This is a genomic window from Pseudomonas sp. GW822-FHT02G04 (assembly GCF_058802085.1).
Genome location: NZ_JBXANU010000031.1, coordinates 32,339 through 50,878, shown reverse-complemented (window position 1 = coordinate 50,878; position 18,540 = coordinate 32,339). Strand labels below are relative to the sequence as shown.

21 protein-coding genes are annotated in these 18,540 nt (G+C 60.5%); 8 read left to right on the top strand and 13 right to left on the bottom strand.

Features of this window, described 5'->3' with window-relative positions:
- Positions 1-174: 174 nt before the first annotated feature.
- Positions 175-1,788 (top strand): inorganic phosphate transporter, encoded by a 1,614-nt coding sequence (locus tag AC1RO5_RS27030; protein WP_493178646.1) that lies wholly within the window; start codon positions 175-177, stop codon positions 1,786-1,788.
- Between the two features lie 166 nt (positions 1,789-1,954).
- Here the strand turns inward: AC1RO5_RS27030 and AC1RO5_RS27025 are convergent, their stop codons facing one another.
- Positions 1,955-2,389: a multidrug/biocide efflux PACE transporter gene (locus AC1RO5_RS27025; protein WP_493178644.1), complete on the bottom strand. Its 435-nt coding sequence runs from the start codon at positions 2,387-2,389 to the stop codon at positions 1,955-1,957.
- Positions 2,390-2,478: 89 nt separating this feature from the next.
- Here AC1RO5_RS27025 and AC1RO5_RS27020 point away from each other — a divergent pair, with 89 nt between their 5' ends.
- Complete coding sequence (locus tag AC1RO5_RS27020) at positions 2,479-3,333, top strand: LysR family transcriptional regulator (RefSeq protein ID WP_493178643.1); 855 nt, start codon at positions 2,479-2,481, stop codon at positions 3,331-3,333.
- Positions 3,334-3,350: 17 nt separating this feature from the next.
- Here the strand turns inward: AC1RO5_RS27020 and AC1RO5_RS27015 are convergent, their stop codons facing one another.
- The 3 genes from AC1RO5_RS27015 to AC1RO5_RS27005 form a co-directional block, all read right to left on the bottom strand.
- Positions 3,351-4,586 (bottom strand): RNA polymerase sigma factor, encoded by a 1,236-nt coding sequence (locus tag AC1RO5_RS27015; RefSeq protein WP_493178641.1) that lies wholly within the window; start codon positions 4,584-4,586, stop codon positions 3,351-3,353.
- A gap of 76 nt (positions 4,587-4,662) precedes the next feature.
- Positions 4,663-5,007, bottom strand: a complete 345-nt coding sequence (locus tag AC1RO5_RS27010) for a YciI family protein (protein WP_493178640.1) — start codon at positions 5,005-5,007, stop codon at positions 4,663-4,665.
- A 98-nt stretch (positions 5,008-5,105) separates the two neighbouring features.
- Positions 5,106-5,531 (bottom strand): YybH family protein, encoded by a 426-nt coding sequence (locus AC1RO5_RS27005; protein ID WP_493178638.1) that lies wholly within the window; start codon positions 5,529-5,531, stop codon positions 5,106-5,108.
- Between the two features lie 140 nt (positions 5,532-5,671).
- Here AC1RO5_RS27005 and AC1RO5_RS27000 point away from each other — a divergent pair, with 140 nt between their 5' ends.
- Positions 5,672-6,157, top strand: a complete 486-nt coding sequence (locus AC1RO5_RS27000) for a GNAT family N-acetyltransferase (RefSeq protein WP_028939395.1) — start codon at positions 5,672-5,674, stop codon at positions 6,155-6,157.
- Between the two features lie 19 nt (positions 6,158-6,176).
- A complete protein-coding gene (locus tag AC1RO5_RS26995; protein ID WP_493178637.1) occupies positions 6,177-6,782 on the top strand; it encodes a pyridoxamine 5'-phosphate oxidase family protein in 606 nt (201 codons plus the stop codon).
- Between the two features lie 130 nt (positions 6,783-6,912).
- Here the strand turns inward: AC1RO5_RS26995 and AC1RO5_RS26990 are convergent, their stop codons facing one another.
- The 3 genes from AC1RO5_RS26990 to AC1RO5_RS26980 form a co-directional block, all read right to left on the bottom strand.
- Positions 6,913-7,401 carry a GNAT family N-acetyltransferase gene (locus tag AC1RO5_RS26990; protein WP_493178636.1) on the bottom strand — a complete coding sequence of 163 codons (489 nt, stop codon included), beginning with the start codon at positions 7,399-7,401 and terminating at the stop codon, positions 6,913-6,915.
- A 101-nt stretch (positions 7,402-7,502) separates the two neighbouring features.
- A complete protein-coding gene (locus AC1RO5_RS26985; RefSeq protein WP_493178634.1) occupies positions 7,503-7,988 on the bottom strand; it encodes a GyrI-like domain-containing protein in 486 nt (161 codons plus the stop codon).
- A 69-nt stretch (positions 7,989-8,057) separates the two neighbouring features.
- The gene (locus AC1RO5_RS26980; RefSeq protein WP_493178633.1) at positions 8,058-8,720 is read right to left on the bottom strand and encodes a LysE family translocator; all 663 of its coding nucleotides are present in this window, start codon (positions 8,718-8,720) and stop codon (positions 8,058-8,060) included.
- Between the two features lie 138 nt (positions 8,721-8,858).
- Between AC1RO5_RS26980 and alaC the strand changes: the two genes are divergently transcribed.
- Positions 8,859-10,076 (top strand): alanine transaminase, encoded by a 1,218-nt coding sequence (gene alaC, locus AC1RO5_RS26975; RefSeq protein WP_305409951.1) that lies wholly within the window; start codon positions 8,859-8,861, stop codon positions 10,074-10,076.
- A gap of 185 nt (positions 10,077-10,261) precedes the next feature.
- Here alaC and AC1RO5_RS26970 read toward each other — a convergent pair whose 3' ends face one another.
- Positions 10,262-11,614, bottom strand: a complete 1,353-nt coding sequence (locus tag AC1RO5_RS26970) for a GntP family permease (protein WP_493178631.1) — start codon at positions 11,612-11,614, stop codon at positions 10,262-10,264.
- Between the two features lie 80 nt (positions 11,615-11,694).
- On the bottom strand, positions 11,695-12,228 hold the full coding sequence (locus tag AC1RO5_RS26965; RefSeq protein WP_493178629.1) for a gluconokinase: 534 nt from the start codon (positions 12,226-12,228) through the stop codon (positions 11,695-11,697).
- Between the two features lie 215 nt (positions 12,229-12,443).
- On the opposite strand from AC1RO5_RS26965, the gene gntR reads away from it, so the two are divergent.
- Together gntR and AC1RO5_RS26955 are read left to right on the top strand one after the other, a co-directional pair.
- Positions 12,444-13,475: an HTH-type transcriptional regulator GntR gene (gntR, locus tag AC1RO5_RS26960; protein WP_019651719.1), complete on the top strand. Its 1,032-nt coding sequence runs from the start codon at positions 12,444-12,446 to the stop codon at positions 13,473-13,475.
- A gap of 64 nt (positions 13,476-13,539) precedes the next feature.
- Complete coding sequence (locus AC1RO5_RS26955; RefSeq protein ID WP_493178627.1) at positions 13,540-14,172, top strand: glutathione S-transferase family protein; 633 nt, start codon at positions 13,540-13,542, stop codon at positions 14,170-14,172.
- Positions 14,173-14,229: 57 nt separating this feature from the next.
- Here AC1RO5_RS26955 and AC1RO5_RS26950 read toward each other — a convergent pair whose 3' ends face one another.
- The gene (locus AC1RO5_RS26950) at positions 14,230-15,168 is read right to left on the bottom strand and encodes a LysR family transcriptional regulator (RefSeq protein ID WP_493178625.1); all 939 of its coding nucleotides are present in this window, start codon (positions 15,166-15,168) and stop codon (positions 14,230-14,232) included.
- Positions 15,169-15,267: 99 nt separating this feature from the next.
- Here AC1RO5_RS26950 and gstA point away from each other — a divergent pair, with 99 nt between their 5' ends.
- Positions 15,268-15,870 (top strand): glutathione transferase GstA, encoded by a 603-nt coding sequence (gene gstA / locus AC1RO5_RS26945; RefSeq protein ID WP_493178623.1) that lies wholly within the window; start codon positions 15,268-15,270, stop codon positions 15,868-15,870.
- Between the two features lie 57 nt (positions 15,871-15,927).
- On the opposite strand, the gene AC1RO5_RS26940 is transcribed toward gstA, so the two are convergent.
- The 3 genes from AC1RO5_RS26940 to AC1RO5_RS26930 form a co-directional block, all read right to left on the bottom strand.
- Positions 15,928-16,941, bottom strand: a complete 1,014-nt coding sequence (locus AC1RO5_RS26940; RefSeq protein ID WP_493178622.1) for an ABC transporter substrate-binding protein — start codon at positions 16,939-16,941, stop codon at positions 15,928-15,930.
- The gene (locus AC1RO5_RS26935) at positions 16,938-17,486 is read right to left on the bottom strand and encodes a sigma-70 family RNA polymerase sigma factor (protein ID WP_493178620.1); all 549 of its coding nucleotides are present in this window, start codon (positions 17,484-17,486) and stop codon (positions 16,938-16,940) included. The genes AC1RO5_RS26940 and AC1RO5_RS26935 overlap by 4 nt, the downstream gene beginning before the upstream one ends.
- 192 nt (positions 17,487-17,678) lie before the next feature.
- On the bottom strand, positions 17,679-18,470 hold the full coding sequence (locus tag AC1RO5_RS26930) for a phosphate/phosphite/phosphonate ABC transporter substrate-binding protein (protein ID WP_493178618.1): 792 nt from the start codon (positions 18,468-18,470) through the stop codon (positions 17,679-17,681).
- Between the last annotated feature and the right edge of the window lie 70 nt (positions 18,471-18,540).

Below are 18,540 nucleotides of genomic sequence, written 5' to 3'. Positions count from 1 at the left end.
ACCTATTTGACGACTGCTTCGCAGCCGAACGGGAGCAAGCTCCCTCGCCACAGGTGTTTGCCTGCCTTAGCATCTGGCATCACAAAAAAACCAAACACTGACCCAGCGCAGCCTCACTGTAATATTTAGCAACGATCATGGCCGATACTCCTTCTCTGCTCAGGATTATCCGGCATGACGCCTTCCTTCACCGCCGCCTCCCAGGCGCCCGCCAGCAGCGCCAGGCCGCAGCTCGATAAAAAGCCCAGCCTGCTCACCTTCGTGATGTTCTTTGCTGTGCTGGGCAGCGGGTTGCTGTTCACCGCCTACAGCCTGATGCACGACATGAGCGAACTCGGCACGGTGGTCACCACCTGGACGCCGTTTCTGCTGTTGGGCGTGGCACTGCTGATTGCCCTGGGCTTTGAGTTCGTCAACGGTTTTCACGACACCGCCAACGCCGTGGCGACGGTGATTTACACCCACTCCTTGCCGCCGAATTTTGCAGTGGCCTGGTCCGGGTTCTTCAACTTTCTGGGGGTGTTGCTGTCGAGCGGCGCGGTGGCGTTCGGCATCATCGCCCTGTTGCCGGTGGAGCTGATTCTGCAGGTCGGATCCTCCGCCGGTTTCGCGATGATCTTCGCCCTGTTGATCGCCGCCATCCTGTGGAACCTCGGCACCTGGTGGCTGGGTTTGCCGGCCTCTTCGTCGCACACCCTGATCGGTTCGATCATCGGCGTCGGCGTGGCCAATGCCTTGATGCATGGCCGCGACGGCACCAGTGGCGTGGATTGGGCCCAGGCGACCAAGGTCGGTTACGCGTTGCTGCTGTCGCCGCTGATCGGCTTCGCGTTTGCCGCGTTGTTGCTGCTGGCGTTGCGCGCCTTCGTCAAAAATCGTGCGCTGTACAAGGCGCCGAAGGGCGACACCCCGCCACCGTGGTGGATTCGTGGGATGTTGATTCTGACCTGCACCGGCGTGTCCTTCGCCCACGGCTCCAACGACGGCCAGAAAGGCATGGGCCTGATCATGCTGATTCTGGTGGGCACGCTGCCGATGGCGTATGCGCTGAACCGCACCATGCCGGCTGATCAGGCCTTGCAGTTCGCCGCCGTGGCCGAAGTCACCCAGCAAGCGCTGGTCAAAAGCGCGCCACTGCCAGCGCCGGCTGATCCGCGCCCGGTGCTGTCCGATTACGTGCGCAGCAAGCAAGCCACGCCGCAACTGGTCCCTGCCCTCGCCGCCCTCACTGGCAGCATCGGCGCACAGGTGAAGGGTTACGGCTCGCTGTCGAAAGTCCCGGCCGAAGCGATGGGCAACGTGCGCAACGATATGTACCTGACCAGCGAAACCATTCGCCTGATGGACAAAAACAAGGTCGGCAATTTCGACGCCGACACCACCGGCAAACTGCAGCTGTTCAAGCAACAGATCGACAACGCCACGCGGTTCATTCCGCTGTGGGTGAAGATCGCGGTGGCCATCGCCTTGGGGCTGGGCACCATGGTCGGCTGGAAACGCATCGTGGTGACGGTCGGTGAGAAAATCGGCAAGACCCACCTGACCTACGCTCAGGGCGCCTCAGCCGAAACCGTAGCGATGCTGACCATCGGCGCTGCTGACATGTTCGGCCTGCCGGTGTCGACCACTCACGTGTTGTCTTCGGGGGTGGCCGGGACCATGGTCGCCAACGGTGGCGGCTTGCAGATGAAGACCATCCGCAACCTGCTGATGGCCTGGGTGCTGACCTTGCCGGCGGCGATTATTTTGTCGGGCAGTTTGTACTGGTTGTTCACCAAGCTGTTCTAGTCGGCGTAATAAAGATTCCCTGTGGCGAGGGAGCTTGCTCCCGCTGGGTTGCGAAGCGACCCAAAAACCTGCCATCGCAATGCTTCAGATAGAACACGGTGACCGGATGACGACTGCTACGCAGCCGAACGGGAGCAAGCTCCCTCGCCACAAAGGAGCCCTCCCATTAGCGAACTGCACGAGCCATCATCAACCGCTCCCGCAGCACGTCGTAACCCCAGTGGTACACGTAGGTGTACGGCAGGAAAAACAGCAGCACGCCGATGTCCAGCAGAAACGCCTGCCACAGGCTGATCTTCAACCACCAGGCAATCAACGGCACGCCGAACGCGACCAGACCGCCTTCAAAAAACAACGCATGGACCACGCGGACCCAGGCGTTACGCACAACGGCGAAGCGCTTGAGCAAGCGGTCGAACAGCCCGTTGAAGACCACGTTCCAGGCCAGGGCAAGGGCGGCAATCGCCATGGTTGCCACGCCCATTTCCAGCATGGGCTTGTCCATGACCCAGGCCAGTAGCGGGGTACAGATCAATATCGCCAGCAGTTCGAAACCGATGGCCTGGAGAATTCGTTCAGTGATGGATTTGTTGGCGTTCATGACCAGACTCCCTGAGTGACTGTGGTTGCCATGATCTGCCATCACACCGATACTTCATAACCAATAACCATCGATCAAGGCGATAGTTCATGGCTTCCCACGAAGTGTTGCTGGCGTTTGTAGAAGCTGCGACTCAAGGCTCGTTTTCCGCCGCAGCGCGCAAGCTCGGGCGCAGTCAGTCGACCATCAGCGCCGCCGTGGCGAGCCTGGAAATCGACCTGAACCTTGTCCTCTTCGACCGCAGCAGCCGCAAGCCGAGCCTGACCCCGGCCGGGCACGTCATGCTGCAACGGGCCGAGGAGATTCTGGCCGCCACCAGCCGTCTGGAAATGACCGCCAGCCAACTGTCCCAAGGCGTCGAGCCAAAGCTGACCGTGGCGATTTCCGACACTTACCAGTCCGACCGTTTCGAAGCGGCGCTCAGTGCTTTCGAGCAGCGTTACCCGGACCTCGAACTTGAATGCCTGATCGCCGAATGCGATGACCTGGTGGCACTGGTGCAACGCGGCCGCGCGCATGTCGCCTTCGCCGAGATGCAGGACAGCTACCCGCCGGATCTGGTCAGTTCGACGGTGGACGAGCGCACGGAAATCGCCCTGTTCGTGTCCCACTCGCACCCGTTGGCGACGCTGAGCGCAATTGATCAGGACGTGCTGCAGCAGCACCGCGAACTGCGTCTGGCAACGATCGTCAATCCGTATGAAAGCCGCGCGAAGGGGCGCGTCTGGTCGGCACCGAGTTACCTGATGCTGCTGGAAATGGCCCAGGGCGGGTTCGGCTGGGCGCCGTTGCCACGATGGCTGGTGGGGCGGTTTGGGGCCGGTTCGTTGGTGGAACTGCAGGTGCGCGGCTGGCCGAAACCGGTGTATGTCGATGCGCTGTGGTCACGCCTGCACCCGCCGGGGCCGGCGGGGAGTTGGTTATTGAGCAAGATGCTGGAATGAAGGTCCGCAAGATCACATCATCCCAACTCGCGCAATCGTCCCTCGATAAACCGCCGCTCCGGCACCTGCTGCGTCAATTCCAGCGCCCGCTGATACGCCGCCCGCGCCTCTTCCACCCTGCCTAACTGCCGGCAAAACTCTGCCCGCGCCGAATGTGCCAAGTGGTAATCCTGCAACTCGCCCCGGGCCAGAATCCCTTCGATCAAGGTCAGCCCGGCCTGCGGGCCATCGCGCCTGGCCAGCGCCGCTGCGCGGTTCAGTTCGATCACCGGCGACGGCACCGCCCGCAGCAGCACGTCATACAGACCGACAATCTGCGGCCAGTCCGTCTCTGCCGCCGTGGGTGCTTCGGCATGCACCGCGGCAATCGCTGCTTGCAGGCAATAAGGCCCGAAGCGCCGCGTCGTCAGCGCCCGCTCAATCAAGGCGCAGCCTTCGGCCATCAACTCGGCGTTCCACAACGAGCGATCCTGTTCATCCAGCACAATCAGCTCGCCGCTCGCGGAGGTCCTGGCCGGGCGCCGGGACTCATGCAACAGCATCAGCGCCAGCAGCCCCATTACCTCCGGCTCAGGCAACAACTCCATCAACAACCGACCGAGGCGAATCGCTTCGCGCGTCAGGTCTTCACGGATCAGTTCGCTGCCGATGGACGCCGAATAACCTTCGTTGAACACCAGGTAAATCACCCGCAACACACTGTCGAGACGCTCGGGCAATTCCGCCAGGGTGGGCACTTGATAAGGGATTTTCGCGTCACGGATCTTGGCCTTCGCCCGCACGATGCGCTGGGCGATGGTGGCCGGCGCCGAGAGAAATGCCCGGGCGATTTCTTCCGTGGTCAGGTCGCAGACTTCGCGCAGGGTCAGCGGCACTTGAGCGTCCGCCGCCAGTGCCGGGTGACAACAGGTGAAGATCAGGCGCAGGCGATCGTCTTCCACGTCTTCGTCACTCCAGTCGGCCTGCTCCAGCGCCTCCAGTTGAGCGATCAACAACGGCCGGGACGCGTTAAAACGCGCGCGCCGGCGCAACACATCAATGGCCTTGAAACGACCGGTGGACACCAGCCAGGTGCGCGGATTGTCCGGCACGCCGTCGCGCTGCCAGCGCTCGACCGCGACGAAGAACGCCTCGTGCAGCGCCTCTTCGGCGAGGTCGAAATCGCCGAGCAAACGGATCAGGGTCGCCAGGATTCGCCGTGATTCGTCGCGGTAAACCTGCTCGACTTGCGCCCGTACCGATTCGCCCGGCATCAGTCCGGCATGCCTGGGGCCATTTTTCGCTGGACAGATTGCACACTCATAAAAGAACTCCTGTTGTGATTGTTATTCAGACATTCAACTGGCGAACGGGCCGCACCTCGACACAGCCAACCCGGGCCGCCGGGATGTTACCGGCGACCTGGAGGGCTTCATTGAGGTCCTTGGCATCGATCAGGTAGAAGCCGGCCAACTGCTCCTTGGTTTCAGCGAACGGGCCATCGGTGATCGACATTTTGCCGTTGCGCATGCGCACGGTGGTTGCGGTCTGCACCGACTCCAGCGCTTCGGCGGCGATCATCCGGCCGCTGCCCTGGACCGACTCGGCATAGGCCATGCACTCGGCGTCGTTGGGGCTTTCGGGCAGCGAGTGCAGCTCGTGCTCGTTGCTGTAGACCAGGCATAAATACTTCATGGGACTCTCCATTTCAGTCGGCTTTACCGTGACCGAACTGATCAACTATGGCTGTCGATTGGCGCTTTGGCGCTGCTTTCCGATAAACCGCCCGACCATCAGGGTTCCAGGTTGAACAGAGCCGCGCCGCTGGTCATGTCGAACGGAGCCGACCAGTGTTCGTGGACGATCTGCCAGAGCCCCGCTTCCTGCCGATAGCACGCGGTGACGCGCATCCAGCACGCCTGGGTTTCACCCTTTTCATTGGTGCCGCCACAATGCGCCAGCCAGTGAGCGAAAGCGATCTCCTGCGACGGCACAATGTCGATCTCGTGAAACTCGAAAATATGCGGGCCGGGGCACATCTCCAGGCATTCCTGCCAATGCGCACGGTAGGCCGTTTTGCCCTTGAATTGCAGGGCTTTGACGGCATCGAAAGAGACGATGTCGTCGGCGTACAGGGCCATGACTTTTTCCACGTCCTTGGCGATGACTGCCTGGCGGTAGTTCTCGATCAAGTTATGGATTTGTGTATGAGCATTCATGAGGGTTCTCCATGTTTTTTTGTTGAAGACGCCTTTAGTCGTCTGGCGAAAAGCCAAATCGACAACAGAAATAAAAATAATCCATGGAGGCAAACTCGCTAGAATCCAAGGCTCATTTCCGTTGGAAAAAGGACACTCCAGTGACTGCCCGACTCGTGCCTTACGAAAGCCTGAACGCCTTGCAGCGCCAACAGGTCGAGGCCATCGAAATCCACGCCGAACAAATCAGATTCTCCGGTGACATCCACGGTGCATTGCACACCTTGCTGTCCAAACCGGGCCCAGGCGTCAAAGGCTTTGCCCTGCTGGCCGAAGAGGTTCCGGTGGCCTTCCTGCTGCTCAAGCGCCCGCCGGTACTGCCGGCCTGGGCCGACGAACACAGCGCCACCCTGCACGCCCTGCAAGTCGATCACCGTGCCCAGGGCAAAGGTTATGGCAAAGCCTGCCTGCAAGCCCTGCCCGAGGTTGCGCGCCAGGCCTGGCCAGAGATCAAGGGGCTGGAGTTGTCGGTGGATGCCGACAATGAGTCGGCCATCGCGCTGTATGCCAAGTATGGTTTTGTCGACAGCGGCGAAGCGTACAAGGGCCGGATCGGTTACGAACGACGGATGGGACTGGTTTTCTGATTCATGGAGGGATGAACGAATGTTGAATTCAATCGAAGCGCTGGAAGCGATCTACGGCCTGCCCCATGAGCGCGCGGTGCGCAAGCAGATCCCGTTTTTGAACGAGGACTATCAGGCGATGGTCCGCGCCTCGCCGCTGGTGATTATCAGCTCGGTCGGCCCCGACGGCATGGACGGCTCGCCGCGCGGCGATATGCCGGGTTTCGTGCGGATCATCGATGAGCGCACCCTGGCGATCCCGGATCGCCCGGGCAACAACCGCATCGACACGTTGCGCAATGTCGTGCTCGACTCGCGGGTATCGCTGCTGTTCATCATTCCGGGGATCGGCGAGACGTTGCGGGTCAACGGCACGGCGCAGATCAGCGCCGAGCCCGGGTTGCTGGAGAGTTTTGCCGTTAATGGCAAACCGGCGCGCACGGTAATGCTGGTGACGGTGGAAGCGGCGTATTTCCATTGTTCGAAAGCGATTGTGCGTTCGGACTTGTGGAATCCTGAGAACTTCCTCGACCGCTCTGCCCTGCCGACGGCAGGGGCGTTTCACAAGCGGCTGAACGATGGGCAGTTCGATGCCGAGACGTACGACCGGGAAGCACCGGCGAGAGTGCGCGATAGCCTTTACTGACCACAAAATCGATCGTTGATGATCGTTCCCACGCTCTGCGTGGGAACGCAGCCAGGGACGCTCTGCGTCCCAAGAGCGGACGCAGAGCGTATTGAGGCATTCCCACGCAGAGCGTGGGAACGATCAAGGCTTACAGGTCCAAGATCATCTCATGCCACGCCATCCCGCCATGGTCGGACGCCGAAGGCTTGATGTAGGCAAAACCAAACCCGGCATACAGCGCAATGTGCCGCTCTTTGCACATCAAGTGAATGCTGGCCTTGTTCAATACGCGCATGCGCTGGATGAACTCCCCCATCAAGCGTTTCGCCAGGCCCTGCCCTTGATAATCCGGATGCACCACCACCGACATGATCACCACGTGCGGGCCGGCCGGGTCGTGGCCGATCAGTTCCTTGAACGCCTCGTCCGACATTTCCACCTCAAACGCCGCACCGGAATTGACGAAACCGGCTACAACGCCATCCACTTCGGCGACGATGAAGCCCTCGGGCCAGGTGGCGATGCGGGTGGCGATTTTCTCGCGGGTGGCGGCTTCGTCGCCTTCGTAGGCAACGGTTTCGATGGCGTAGCAGCGGTCCAGGTCAGCGGGAATGACGTGGCGGATGACGGTGTTCATGGCAGCTCGGAATCGGCGGGGGAAAGGCTGGGATCATAAATTAATAAGGTGTGGATATCGATCAGAGAGGCGGACCGTCGATCCGCCCCTCGCCCCGTTCGTTACGCTTTGATCGGCAGCCAGATTTCCAGCACGCCGGTATTGAGCTTCGGGTTGAAATCGTCACTGTAACGTTCGAACTCCGGGGCATCCGCCGCTTCGTGACCAGACTTCGGCAACCAGGTCTCCCAGATGTACTGAAAGGTTTGCGGCAGTGTATCCAGCGAGCCCTTGTGCTTGAACACCGCGTAATACTGGGGCTGAATCTCGATCCAACGGTATTTCTCGGGCAGGTCGTCGAGCTTGCTGATCTCGACGCCGGCGATGTATTCGAAACCGCCCTTGCCGTCCGGGTTGCAGCAAACGCCGTAGGTCACTTCGCCAATTTGCCCTGGTACATTGCCGATGTGGGGAACGAATTGATCCCATAGCTTGGGAATCTGTTTGGCCGTCGCTTGGGTAAATCGTCCGCCAAGCCCCGCTATGAGCATGAATTGCCCGTGTTCGAAGCGTGGCTCAACCTGATCATCGCGTATTTGCTCATCCATGACTCGACTCCTGGGAACGAAAAAAGTGGGTTCGGCTGGGAGTATAGAGGCCAAACCCGATTCGCCCAGTCAGAGCGCGGGAAGCTGCCCGGCGGTGGATACTCCGACAAACTCGTTGTAGCCCGATAGAATCACGTAGACCGCGAAATAGCAGAAGATCGCCGCAGATGCCATGTAGGAATAGCGCAGCAGTTTGTCTCCGAGCAGCTTGCCGCCATGGCTCGCCGCGAAGCACAGCGTGACGCACCAGAGAATTCCCGCACAGAGAAATCCACCGAGAAACAACGCCGAGCTGAGGGTACCCCCGCCGCCGGAACGGGCAATCAGGGTGCCACCCACTGCGGCGAACCAGAGGATTGCACTGGGCGACGACATGGCGAGGAAAATCCCCCGCAAGAACTCTTTGCGATGGGAGTTGTGGCCGACTTCGGCGGTCTCGGCCAACACCGCATCGTGGTAGATCGCCGAATGAATCATCTTCGCCGCGAAATACAGCAGCAACGCCGACCCGCCGATCCACAACACCCAACGCACGGTTTCGTACTGCAGCAATACGGTCATGCCGGCCAGTGCCAGCACCGCGTAAATCAGGTCGCCGACGCAAGTCCCCAGCCCTAGGGCAAAGCCTTGGAAATAGCCGCGCTGCATCGCCAGTGTGATCATCGCGATATTGGCCACGCCGATGTCCAGGCACAGTGAAAGGCTGAGCAGGAAGCCACTGGTAAATTCCATCAAGCCGTTTCCTTCGGAAAATTTGTTCACGTAGAGGCTGGACAGTTTGCCACAGCTGCCCTTACATTCCGCCACAGGCCACCGCAGTGGCCAGCGTCGCTCGGACGGTTCCGGGCGCTTACGTTATTCGAGGCAACAATGGCCGAACAAGGTTCGCCGCGCCGCTTTGCGCGCATAGATCGACTCCCCCCTTACGTTTTCAACATCACTGCCGAGCTGAAGATGGCCGCCCGTCGTCGTGGCGAAGACATCATCGACTTGAGCATGGGCAACCCCGACGGCGCCACGCCGCCGCACATTGTCGAAAAACTGGTCACCGTCGCCCAGCGCGAAGACACCCACGGCTACTCCACGTCCAAAGGGATCCCGCGCCTGCGCCGGGCGATTTCCAATTGGTACAAGGATCGCTACCAGGTTGATATCGACCCGGAAAACGAAGCCATCGTCACCATCGGTTCCAAGGAAGGCCTGGCGCATTTGATGCTGGCCACCCTCGACCAGGGCGACACCGTGCTGGTGCCGAACCCGAGCTACCCGATTCACATCTACGGTGCCGTGATTGCCGGCGCCCAGGTGCGGTCGGTGCCGCTGATCCCTGGCGTGGATTTTTTCGCCGAGCTGGAACGGGCGATTCGCGGCTCGATCCCGAAACCGAAAATGATGATTCTCGGCTTCCCGTCCAACCCCACCGCCCAGTGCGTGGAGCTGGACTTCTTCGAGCGGGTGATCGCCCTCGCCAAACAGTACGACGTGCTGGTGGTGCACGACCTGGCCTACGCCGACATCGTCTACGACGGCTGGAAAGCCCCGTCGATCATGCAGGTGCCCGGCGCCAAGGACATCGCGGTGGAGTTTTTCACCCTGTCCAAGAGCTACAACATGGCCGGCTGGCGCATCGGCTTCATGGTCGGCAACCCGGAACTGGTCAACGCCCTGGCACGGATCAAGAGCTACCACGACTACGGCACCTTCACCCCGCTGCAGGTCGCGGCCATCGCGGCGCTGGAAGGCGATCAGCAATGCGTCAAAGACATCGCCGAGCAGTATCGGCAGCGTCGTAACGTGCTGGTCAAAGGCCTGCATGAACTGGGCTGGATGGTCGAAAACCCGAAAGCGTCGATGTACGTCTGGGCCAAGATTCCCGAGGCTTACGCGCACCTGGGTTCGCTGGAATTCGCCAAAAAACTGCTGGCCGAGGCCAAGGTCTGCGTCTCGCCGGGCGTCGGGTTTGGTGAGTATGGGGACGATCATGTGCGCTTCGCGCTGATCGAAAACCAGGACCGGATTCGTCAGGCTGTACGCGGGATTCGCGGGATGTTCCGGGCGGATGGGTTGGTCACAAAAACCAACGCCTGATTCGTTTTTTGTGCCTGAATGATCGTTCCCACGCTCTGCGTGGGAATGCAGCCCGGGACGCTCTGCGTCCCTTCCAGAGCCGAACGCGGAGCGTCCGTTGAGGCATTCCCACGCAGAGCGTGGGAACGATCATCCCCCACAAAAAAACCGCATCGCTGCGGTTTTTTTGTGCCTGCCAAATGTATTTAGACGAACAACGACAGCAGCAGAATAAAGCCCAAACCCACCACGGACAGGATGGTTTCCATCGCGGTCCAGGTCTTGAAGGTTTCCGCCACGGTCATGTTGAAGTACTGCTTCACCAGCCAGAAACCGGCGTCGTTGACGTGGGACAGGATCAACGAACCAGCACCGGTGGCCAGCACCAGCAGCTCACGGTTCACCCCCGGAATCATCCCCACCACCGGCACCACGATACCTGCGCCAGTGATGGTCGCCACGGTTGCCGAACCGGTCGCGATGCGAATCACCGCCGCCACCAGCCAGGCCAGCAGGATCGGCGAGATCTGTGCAGCCACCGCCATGTGACCGATCACATCACCTACACCGCTGGTAACCAGCATCTGCTTGAAGCCGCCACCGGCACCGATGATCAGGATGATCGCGGCGGTCGGCGCAAGGCTCGCGTCCAGCCATTTGAGCATCTGTTGCGAACCGATGCCCTGCTTGTAGCCGAAGGTGTACAGCGACAGCAGCAATGCCAGCAGCAGCGCCGAGATCGGGTGACCGATCAGGTCCATGAAGGTGCGGAAGAAGTTGCCGTCCGGCAGAACTACGTCAGCAAAGGTCTTGAGCAGCATCAGGAACACAGGCGACAGCACGGTGACCAAGGTAATGCCGAAGCTCGGCAGATCGGCGGAATCCGACTCGCGCGCCAGTTGGTCCACCAGTTCCTGATTCGGATGACCGGGAATGTGCTTGGCAATGAACGTACCGAAGATCGGACCGGCGATGATGGCGGTCGGCAGCGCAACGATCAGGCCATAGAGAATGGTTTTACCGATGTCGGCACCAAACACGCCAATGGCCAGCAACGGACCCGGGTGCGGAGGAACCAGACCGTGCACGGCAGACAGACCGGCCAGCAGCGGGATACCGATCTTGATGATCGACACGCCGGTACGACGGGCGACGATGAACACCAGCGGGATCAGCAGCACGAAGCCGATTTCGAAGAACAACGGGATGCCGACCAGGAAGGCCGCGAACATCATGGCCCACTGCACCTTGTCCTTGCCGAAGGCTCGAATCAGGGTCTGGGCAATCTGATCCGCCCCGCCCGACTCGGCCATCATTTTGCCGAGCATGGTGCCCAGCGCCAGAATGATCCCGACGAAACCGAGAACGCCGCCGAAACCATCCTGGAATGCCTTGATGATGGTGCCGATCGGCATGCCGGAGGTCAGCCCGAGGAACGCGGCGGCGATGATCAATGCAATGAACGGGTGAAACTTGAATTTGGTGATCAGGAAAATCAAGCCGATCACCGTGACCACTGCATCGAGCAGCAGAAACGTCTCGTGGGACATGCCAAACATGGGGGTGTCTCCTGTTTGTTGTTGTTATTAAAGCGATTAATCAGAAGCCGTCAGGACAGCGCTATCTCTTGCAGCAAAACTCAACTGGCGAGTTTCAAGCCGTGATCGAGCCACCAGCGGTGGGCCTGCACGGCCAATTCGTCAACGCTGTGGCTCGAAGCGTCCAGAGCCAGGGTCAGGGGCTCACCAACGGGCGATTCAAGGGTGGCGAACTGGCTGTCGATCAGGGTCGACGGCATGAAGTGGCCCGGCCGATGGGAGACACGATCGGCGGCGACTTCAGGGGTCAGCTCAAGGAACACAAAACCCAGGCCCGGCAAGGCACTGCGCAAGCGTTCGCGGTAACTGTGTTTGAGGGCCGAACAGGTCAGCACCGGGCGCTCGCCACGGGCGTCGACGCGGCGCAGTTCATCGCACAGGCTGTCGAGCCAGCCGGCACGGTCTTCGTCGTTCAGGGGGATACCCGCGCTCATCTTTTCGATATTGGCGGCAGGGTGGAAAGTGTCGCCTTCAATGGCGGTCGCGCCGCTGAGCTGGCACAGGGCCTGGCTGACGCACGTCTTGCCGCAACCGGCAACGCCCATGATGACCAGGGCGGTGATGGGATGATTCATGTAACACCTCAGCGCGCAGACAGCGCTACCTTTGCTACGTAAAACTCTAGTGCAAAAGCAGATGTTGCCGACGCCTTCTTGTCATTTTTGTGGGTTGCAGCATGTTCGTTCCCGATGCCGAAAAGCGAGGATCAGGCAAACCCCGCTCACGCATTTGCAGCTGCATCGAGACAGCGCTACCTTAGTGCCTTGAATTTTGTTTGGCAAGCCGTCCGATGAATACCCCTAAAAACGATAAAAATACACGCACCACTGGCCGTCCTACCCTCAACGAAGTCGCACGCCTGGCCGGTGTCAGCCCGATTACCGCCTCCCGCGCCCTGCGTGGTGTCAGCACGGTGGCCACCGAACTGGTGGAAAAAGTCCAGAAGGCTGCCCTCGAACTGAACTACGTGGTCAACCCCGCCGCCCGCGCGCTGGCCTCGGCCCAGAGCCATTCCGTCGTGGTCTTGGTGCCCTCGTTGTCCAACCTGCTGTTCATCGAAACGCTGGAAGCCATTCATCAGGTTTTGCGACCAAAGGGCTTCGAAGTGCTGATCGGTAACTTCCATTACTCGCGCGACGAAGAAGAAAACCTGCTGCGCAACTACATGGCTTATCAGCCTCGCGGCTTGCTGCTGACCGGTTTCGACCGCACCGAAAGTTCGCGACGGATGATCGAGGCCAGCAACATTCCCTGCGTCTACATGATGGAACTGGACAGTGCGGCGGGACTCAATTGCGTCGGTTTTTCGCAACTCGCCGCCGGCGAAACGGCGGCCGAGCATTTGCTGTCACGCGGTCGCAAACGCCTGGCTTACATCGGTGCGCAACTGGATCAGCGCACGCTGCTGCGGGGCGAAGGTTTCCGCCGCGCGCTGCAAAAAGCCGGGCGCTACGACCCGGATCTGGAAGTGTTGACGCCACGGGCCTCATCGGTCGGCCTCGGTGGCGAACTGTTCCTGCAATTGCTGGCTGCGCATCCGGACCTCGATGCGATCTTCTTCGGCAACGACGACCTGGCCCAGGGCGCACTGCTCGAAGCCCTGCGCTGCGGCATCAAGATCCCCGAACAAGTAGCGATCCTCGGCTTCAACGACCTGCCGGCCTCGGCCCACATGGTTCCCCGCCTGAGCAGCATCAGCACTCCTCGAGAAGCCATCGGCCGGCGTTCGGCGGAGTTGATGCTGACCTTGATGGCCGGCAATTCGGTGGCCAAACCGGTGCAAGACATGGGGTTTGAATTGAAGGTGCGCGAGAGTACCTGATACGCAATCGTCCCTTTGCTCGTGCTAGATTCCCGGCACCTGTAATAGCAAACGGAGTAGCTCAATGGGACATGCGCTGAAGATTTTGGGTCGGGCCTCGTCAATCAACGTCAGAAAGGTCCTGTGGGCCTGCGACGAACTGGGCGTTTCCTACGAACGGGAAGACTGGGGCAGCGGTTTTGCCTCGACCCAGAGTCCGGAATTTCTCCAGCTCAACCCTAACGCACAGGTGCCGGTGCTCATCGACGAAGCCGGCGTGCTGTGGGAATCCAATACCATCTGCCGCTATCTGGCCGGCAAATACCAAAACACCGACCTGTTGCCCATCGAGCCGGCGGCGCGCGCTCGCGTGGAACAGTGGATGGATTGGCAAGCCACCGAACTCAATCCGTCCTGGGGCTACGCCTTTTTTGCGCTGGTGCGGCAATTGCCGAACTTCCAGGATCCGCAGCGGATTGCCGATGGCGTTCGCGGCTGGAACGCGAAAATGGGCATCCTTGAACAACAACTCGCGTCGACCGGTGCGTATGTCGCCGGACCTCGGTTCACCTTGGCCGATATCCTCATCGGCTTGTCGGTCAACCGCTGGCGGATGACCCCGATGGAACGCCCGGACTATCCCGCCGTCGACGCCTATTGCCAACGACTGGCGCTGCGGCCGGGGTTTATGGCACACGGCTGTAATGGCGTGCCTTGATTTCACCTCCCCACGCAAATTTATGTAGGAGCGAGGCTTGCCCGCGAAGACGATGTGTCAGTCGACATCATCGTTACCTGATACACCGTCTTCGCGGGCAAGCCTCGCTCCTACAGGCGATAACGGACGGTCGGCGAGCATTCCCAACAGCGCCTGCACCGCTGCCGTTGGAGCTTTGTCGGGCGCAACCACCAAAGCAAACTCCCGGTCGATGCGCGGCGTCACAGGCACTACGCGCAGGCCTTGGCGATTAGTCGGCAGGGTCATTTCCGGTACCAGGGTCACGCCGATGTTTTCCCGCACCAGGGTGAACGCACTGCTCCACTCACGCACCTCGGCCCGTACATCCAGCAGTTGCAACCCGGCATCGGCGGCCAGGCTGCGGGCATTGGTCGAACACCCGCCCGTGGCCAGCACGAAGGGTTGCTCCGCCAGTTCCGCCAGTGAGACGCCCTCTTCATTCGAGCGACGCGCCAGAGGATGGCCACCGGGCAGAACCGCCACCCAGGCATCACGCCCCAAACGCCCGGCATTGCGCGCGGGTGTCGGGTTCAACGCCACACCGACATCCACCAACCCGGCACTGAGCAACGTTTCCACTTCATCGTCGCTGACCTCCAGCGCCACCACTTGAATGCCGGGATACAGCCGATTGAACTGGCGCAACAGCGGCGGCAGGAACGTCGTCAGCACCAAAGGAAAACTGGCCAGACGAATCGTCCCGCGCTGGATGCCTTTTGCGGCGTCGACGGTGCTGCGAATGTTTTCCAGGGCGCCGAGCATGGTTCGCGCCTGTTCGATCACCGGCAAGCCGATGGCGGTCGGCAAGGTCTGGCGGTTTTCCCGGCTGAACAGCTGAACGCCCAGGGTTTCTTCGATCAAGGCCAGCGCCTGGCTGGCACCGGACTGAGTCATGCCGACCCGTTCGGCGGCGCGGGTAATGTTGCCGGTATCGGCCACCGCCACCACCATTCGCCAATGCATCAGGTTCATCATGGCAGTAGCTATCCTAATGGCAGTTTTCTGAAAGATTAATTTTACCGAGGGTGCCGCACACTATGACACTGGCGCAAATCCGCAACCAGAGCCCCGCCCATGAAGTTGTATTACGCCCCGCAAGCCTGCTCCTTGGCGCCGCACATTGTGCTGCGCGAACTGGAGCTGCCGTTCGAGTTGGTCCGCGTCGACAACAGCAGCAAGAAAACCGTCACCGGCGATGACTTCCTCGCCATTAACCCCAAAGGCTACGTCGCGGCATTGCAACTGGATAACGGCGATGTGCTGACCGAAGGCCCGGCGATCCTGCAGTACCTGGCGGATCTGCACCCGGAGGCAAACCTGGCACCGGCGAGCGGCACGTTCGAGCGGGTGCGGTTACAGGAATGGCTGAACTTCGTTTCGACCGAGATTCATGGCGGGCTGGGTTGGCTGTTCAATCCGCAGTTTCCGGACGAGGTGAAGGCGCTCATCAGAGAGAAACTGTTCAAGCGCTTTGCCGTGTTGAGCCAGACGCTGGAGCGGCAGGATTACTTGATGGCCGGCGGGTTCAGCATTGCCGATGCGTATTTGTTTACGGTGTTGCGGTGGGCTCGGCTGTTTGCGATTGATCTGGATGATTGGCCAGCGTTGGCGAAGTTTCAGGCGCGGGTTGATCAGCGGCCAAGCGTGAAAGCAGCGTTGGCGGCGGAGTTGGCGTAAGGCTCTAGATCGCTTCGCGGGCTTGCCCGCGATAGCGATCTATCAAACACCGCTGAACTACAAACTCGAACTAACCTTCGTGGCCACCTCCCCCGGCACCCACCCCTTCCACACCTGCGGTTGATCGCGCAAAAACGCTTCGGCGACCTGACGCGGTGGCTGGCGTTTTTCGCTCATTTGCGCAAGCGTCTGGTTCAGCAGGTCGATCGGCAAGTCGACCTTTTCGAAGAACGCCACCAGGTCCGGGTACTGCGCCTTGAACGGTGCCGACACGCCGATGGCCAGGCTGGCCGGCATCGAACGCGTGCCCTTGGGGTTCGGGTTGTTGGCATCGGCCAGGGTTTTCCAGGCTTGCGCATCGAACGGTGGCTCTTCGAGTTTCACCAGTTTGAAGCGACCCAACAGTGGTGTCGGCGACCAGTAGTAAAACAGCACCGGTTTGCCACGGCGGATCGATGAAGCGACCTCGGCATCCAGCGCCGCGCCGGAACCGGTGCGGAAGTTGACGTAGCTGGCGGTCAGGTCATAGGCCTTGAGTTTCTGGCTGTTGACGATCTCCGACGTCCAGCCGGTCGGGCTGTTGAGGAAGCGTCCGCGGCTTGGGTCTTCGGGGTCGCGGAATACGTCCTTGTAGCGGGCCAGGTCGGCGACGGATTTCAGCTCCGGCGCCAAGGGTTTAATGCCGCGTTCCGGGTCGCCCTTGATCACGTATTCCGGCACCCACCAGCCTTCGGTGGCGCCTTTGACGGTATCGCCCAAACCAAACACTTTGCCCTCCGATGCCGCCTTGACCCAGGCCGGACTGCGCCCGGCCCACTCTTCGCCGATCACCTGGATGTCGTTCTTGGCCAACGCAGCTTCGAGGCTGACGGTGCTGCCGGGCAAAGTGTCGGTCGGGTAGCCGTAACCTTTTTCGACAATCAGCCGCAGGATCTCGGTGATCAGGCTGCCGCTTTCCCAGGTGATGTCGCCGAAATGGATGGGTGTGGGTTTTTCTGCGGCCGGAACGTGGCCAGCCACAAGGCTCAGGGCCAGCAGCGAACTGCCGAGCAAGGTTTTGATCGATCTCATGCAGACCTCTGGGTCAGGGATTGTCGGTTCAGGGGTTCGTTGGCACTGTGCAGCGCGCACAGTGCCTGGGAACGGGTCATGTAAACGCTGACCGAGCGCTGGGAAATGCCCAGTTCGGCGGCGATTTGTGGGTAGGTCAGGCCATCGATTCGCGACAACAGAAACGTTGCCCTGACCTTGCCCGGCAGACGGTCGAGGGTTCGATCCAGGCGCTTCAGGGTTTGGGAAAACTGCGCCAGGTCTTCAGGCGATGGCCCGCCGAGCGGGTCAACCGGCTGTAACTGGTCGAGGTGTTGGCGTTCCAGATCCCGGCGGCGCCACAGCTGATAAATTAACCGGTGGGCGATGGTGGTGAGCAAGGCGCGGGGTTCGCGAATCGGCGTCAGGCCTGGCGACTCGAGTAGTTGCACGAAGGTTTCGGCGGCAATGTCTTCGACACTGGGACTGGCTCCCAGATGTCGGCGCAGGCGTGCGCACAGCCAGGTGTAGTGGGCGCGGAACAATCCGCCCACGTCGTTGCGATGGAAAAGGTCGGCGCCGGACATAGGGGCTCCTTGGGTTAGGGTCGCTGAATGTCCGGTGATCCGGTGGCGCGATCCTAGCAAGGAGACTTATTCATTAAAAATACTAAAAATGAATTTTTATATTCCATAAATGAATTAGCTATTTCGACCTTTCGGCGCTCATCAGATCGCCAGGATCGCAGCCTTCGGCAGCTCCTACAGGGTGCACGCCAACTATCGCAACCTCCCATAGCCCAACGCCTCGGCCTCTTGCTGGTAGTCGAGCACGATCTGATAGTCGATCTCGCTGGCGGGCAACACTTCTTGCAGGCCCAACGTCTCGGCGACCTCGGGCAGTTCCTTCAATGTCTGGTTCATCACCTGTCGAAGCTGTTCAGCCTGCACATCAGTGGTGTCAGCCGCCGCGATGTACGGCAAAGTCGGACTGAACGCCGAGCGCGCCAATACTCTCAAGCCCGCGACCTCTGCCTGGGCGTGCTGCGCCAGGTAGGCGAAGGTCACGCTGTCGATGGCAGCCAGGTCTGCCAGGTCGTCACGCAGCCAACGCAGGCTTTCGCGGTGGCTGCCGCTGATGACGACATTGGCAAAAAACTGCCCGTCGCGGTGCAACGGCGCCAGTCGGTGACGCAACAGGTTCATGCCACTGTTGGAGTCTTCGCCGTTGATCACACCGCGACTGCCGCGCAAGGCCGACAAGGTCCTGCGAGGATCATCGGCGCGAGTCAGCAACAGGCTGCAATGGTTGCCGCCGCTGCTGTCCGGCAGTTCATAACGAGGACGACCGATGACCCGGACGCGACCGCGCAAGGCAGTCATCAACGGGTAGCCGCAGGTTTGGGTCAGCAGCAGGTGCGGGGATAGCCAAAGGTCCATCAGCGACAACCCTTCGGCATCAAGGCGGGTGCTGCCGAGCTGTTCGACGATCTGCGACAGCCAACGCTCGTTGGCCTGGCGGATCGGCTCGGGAGCGACGTACATCAGTAATTCAGCGAGGTGTTGTGTCATCGAAAATTTCTTCACCAGTGAAAGTCAAAAGATCGCAGCCTTCGGCAGCTCCTACATTGAATCGGCATAC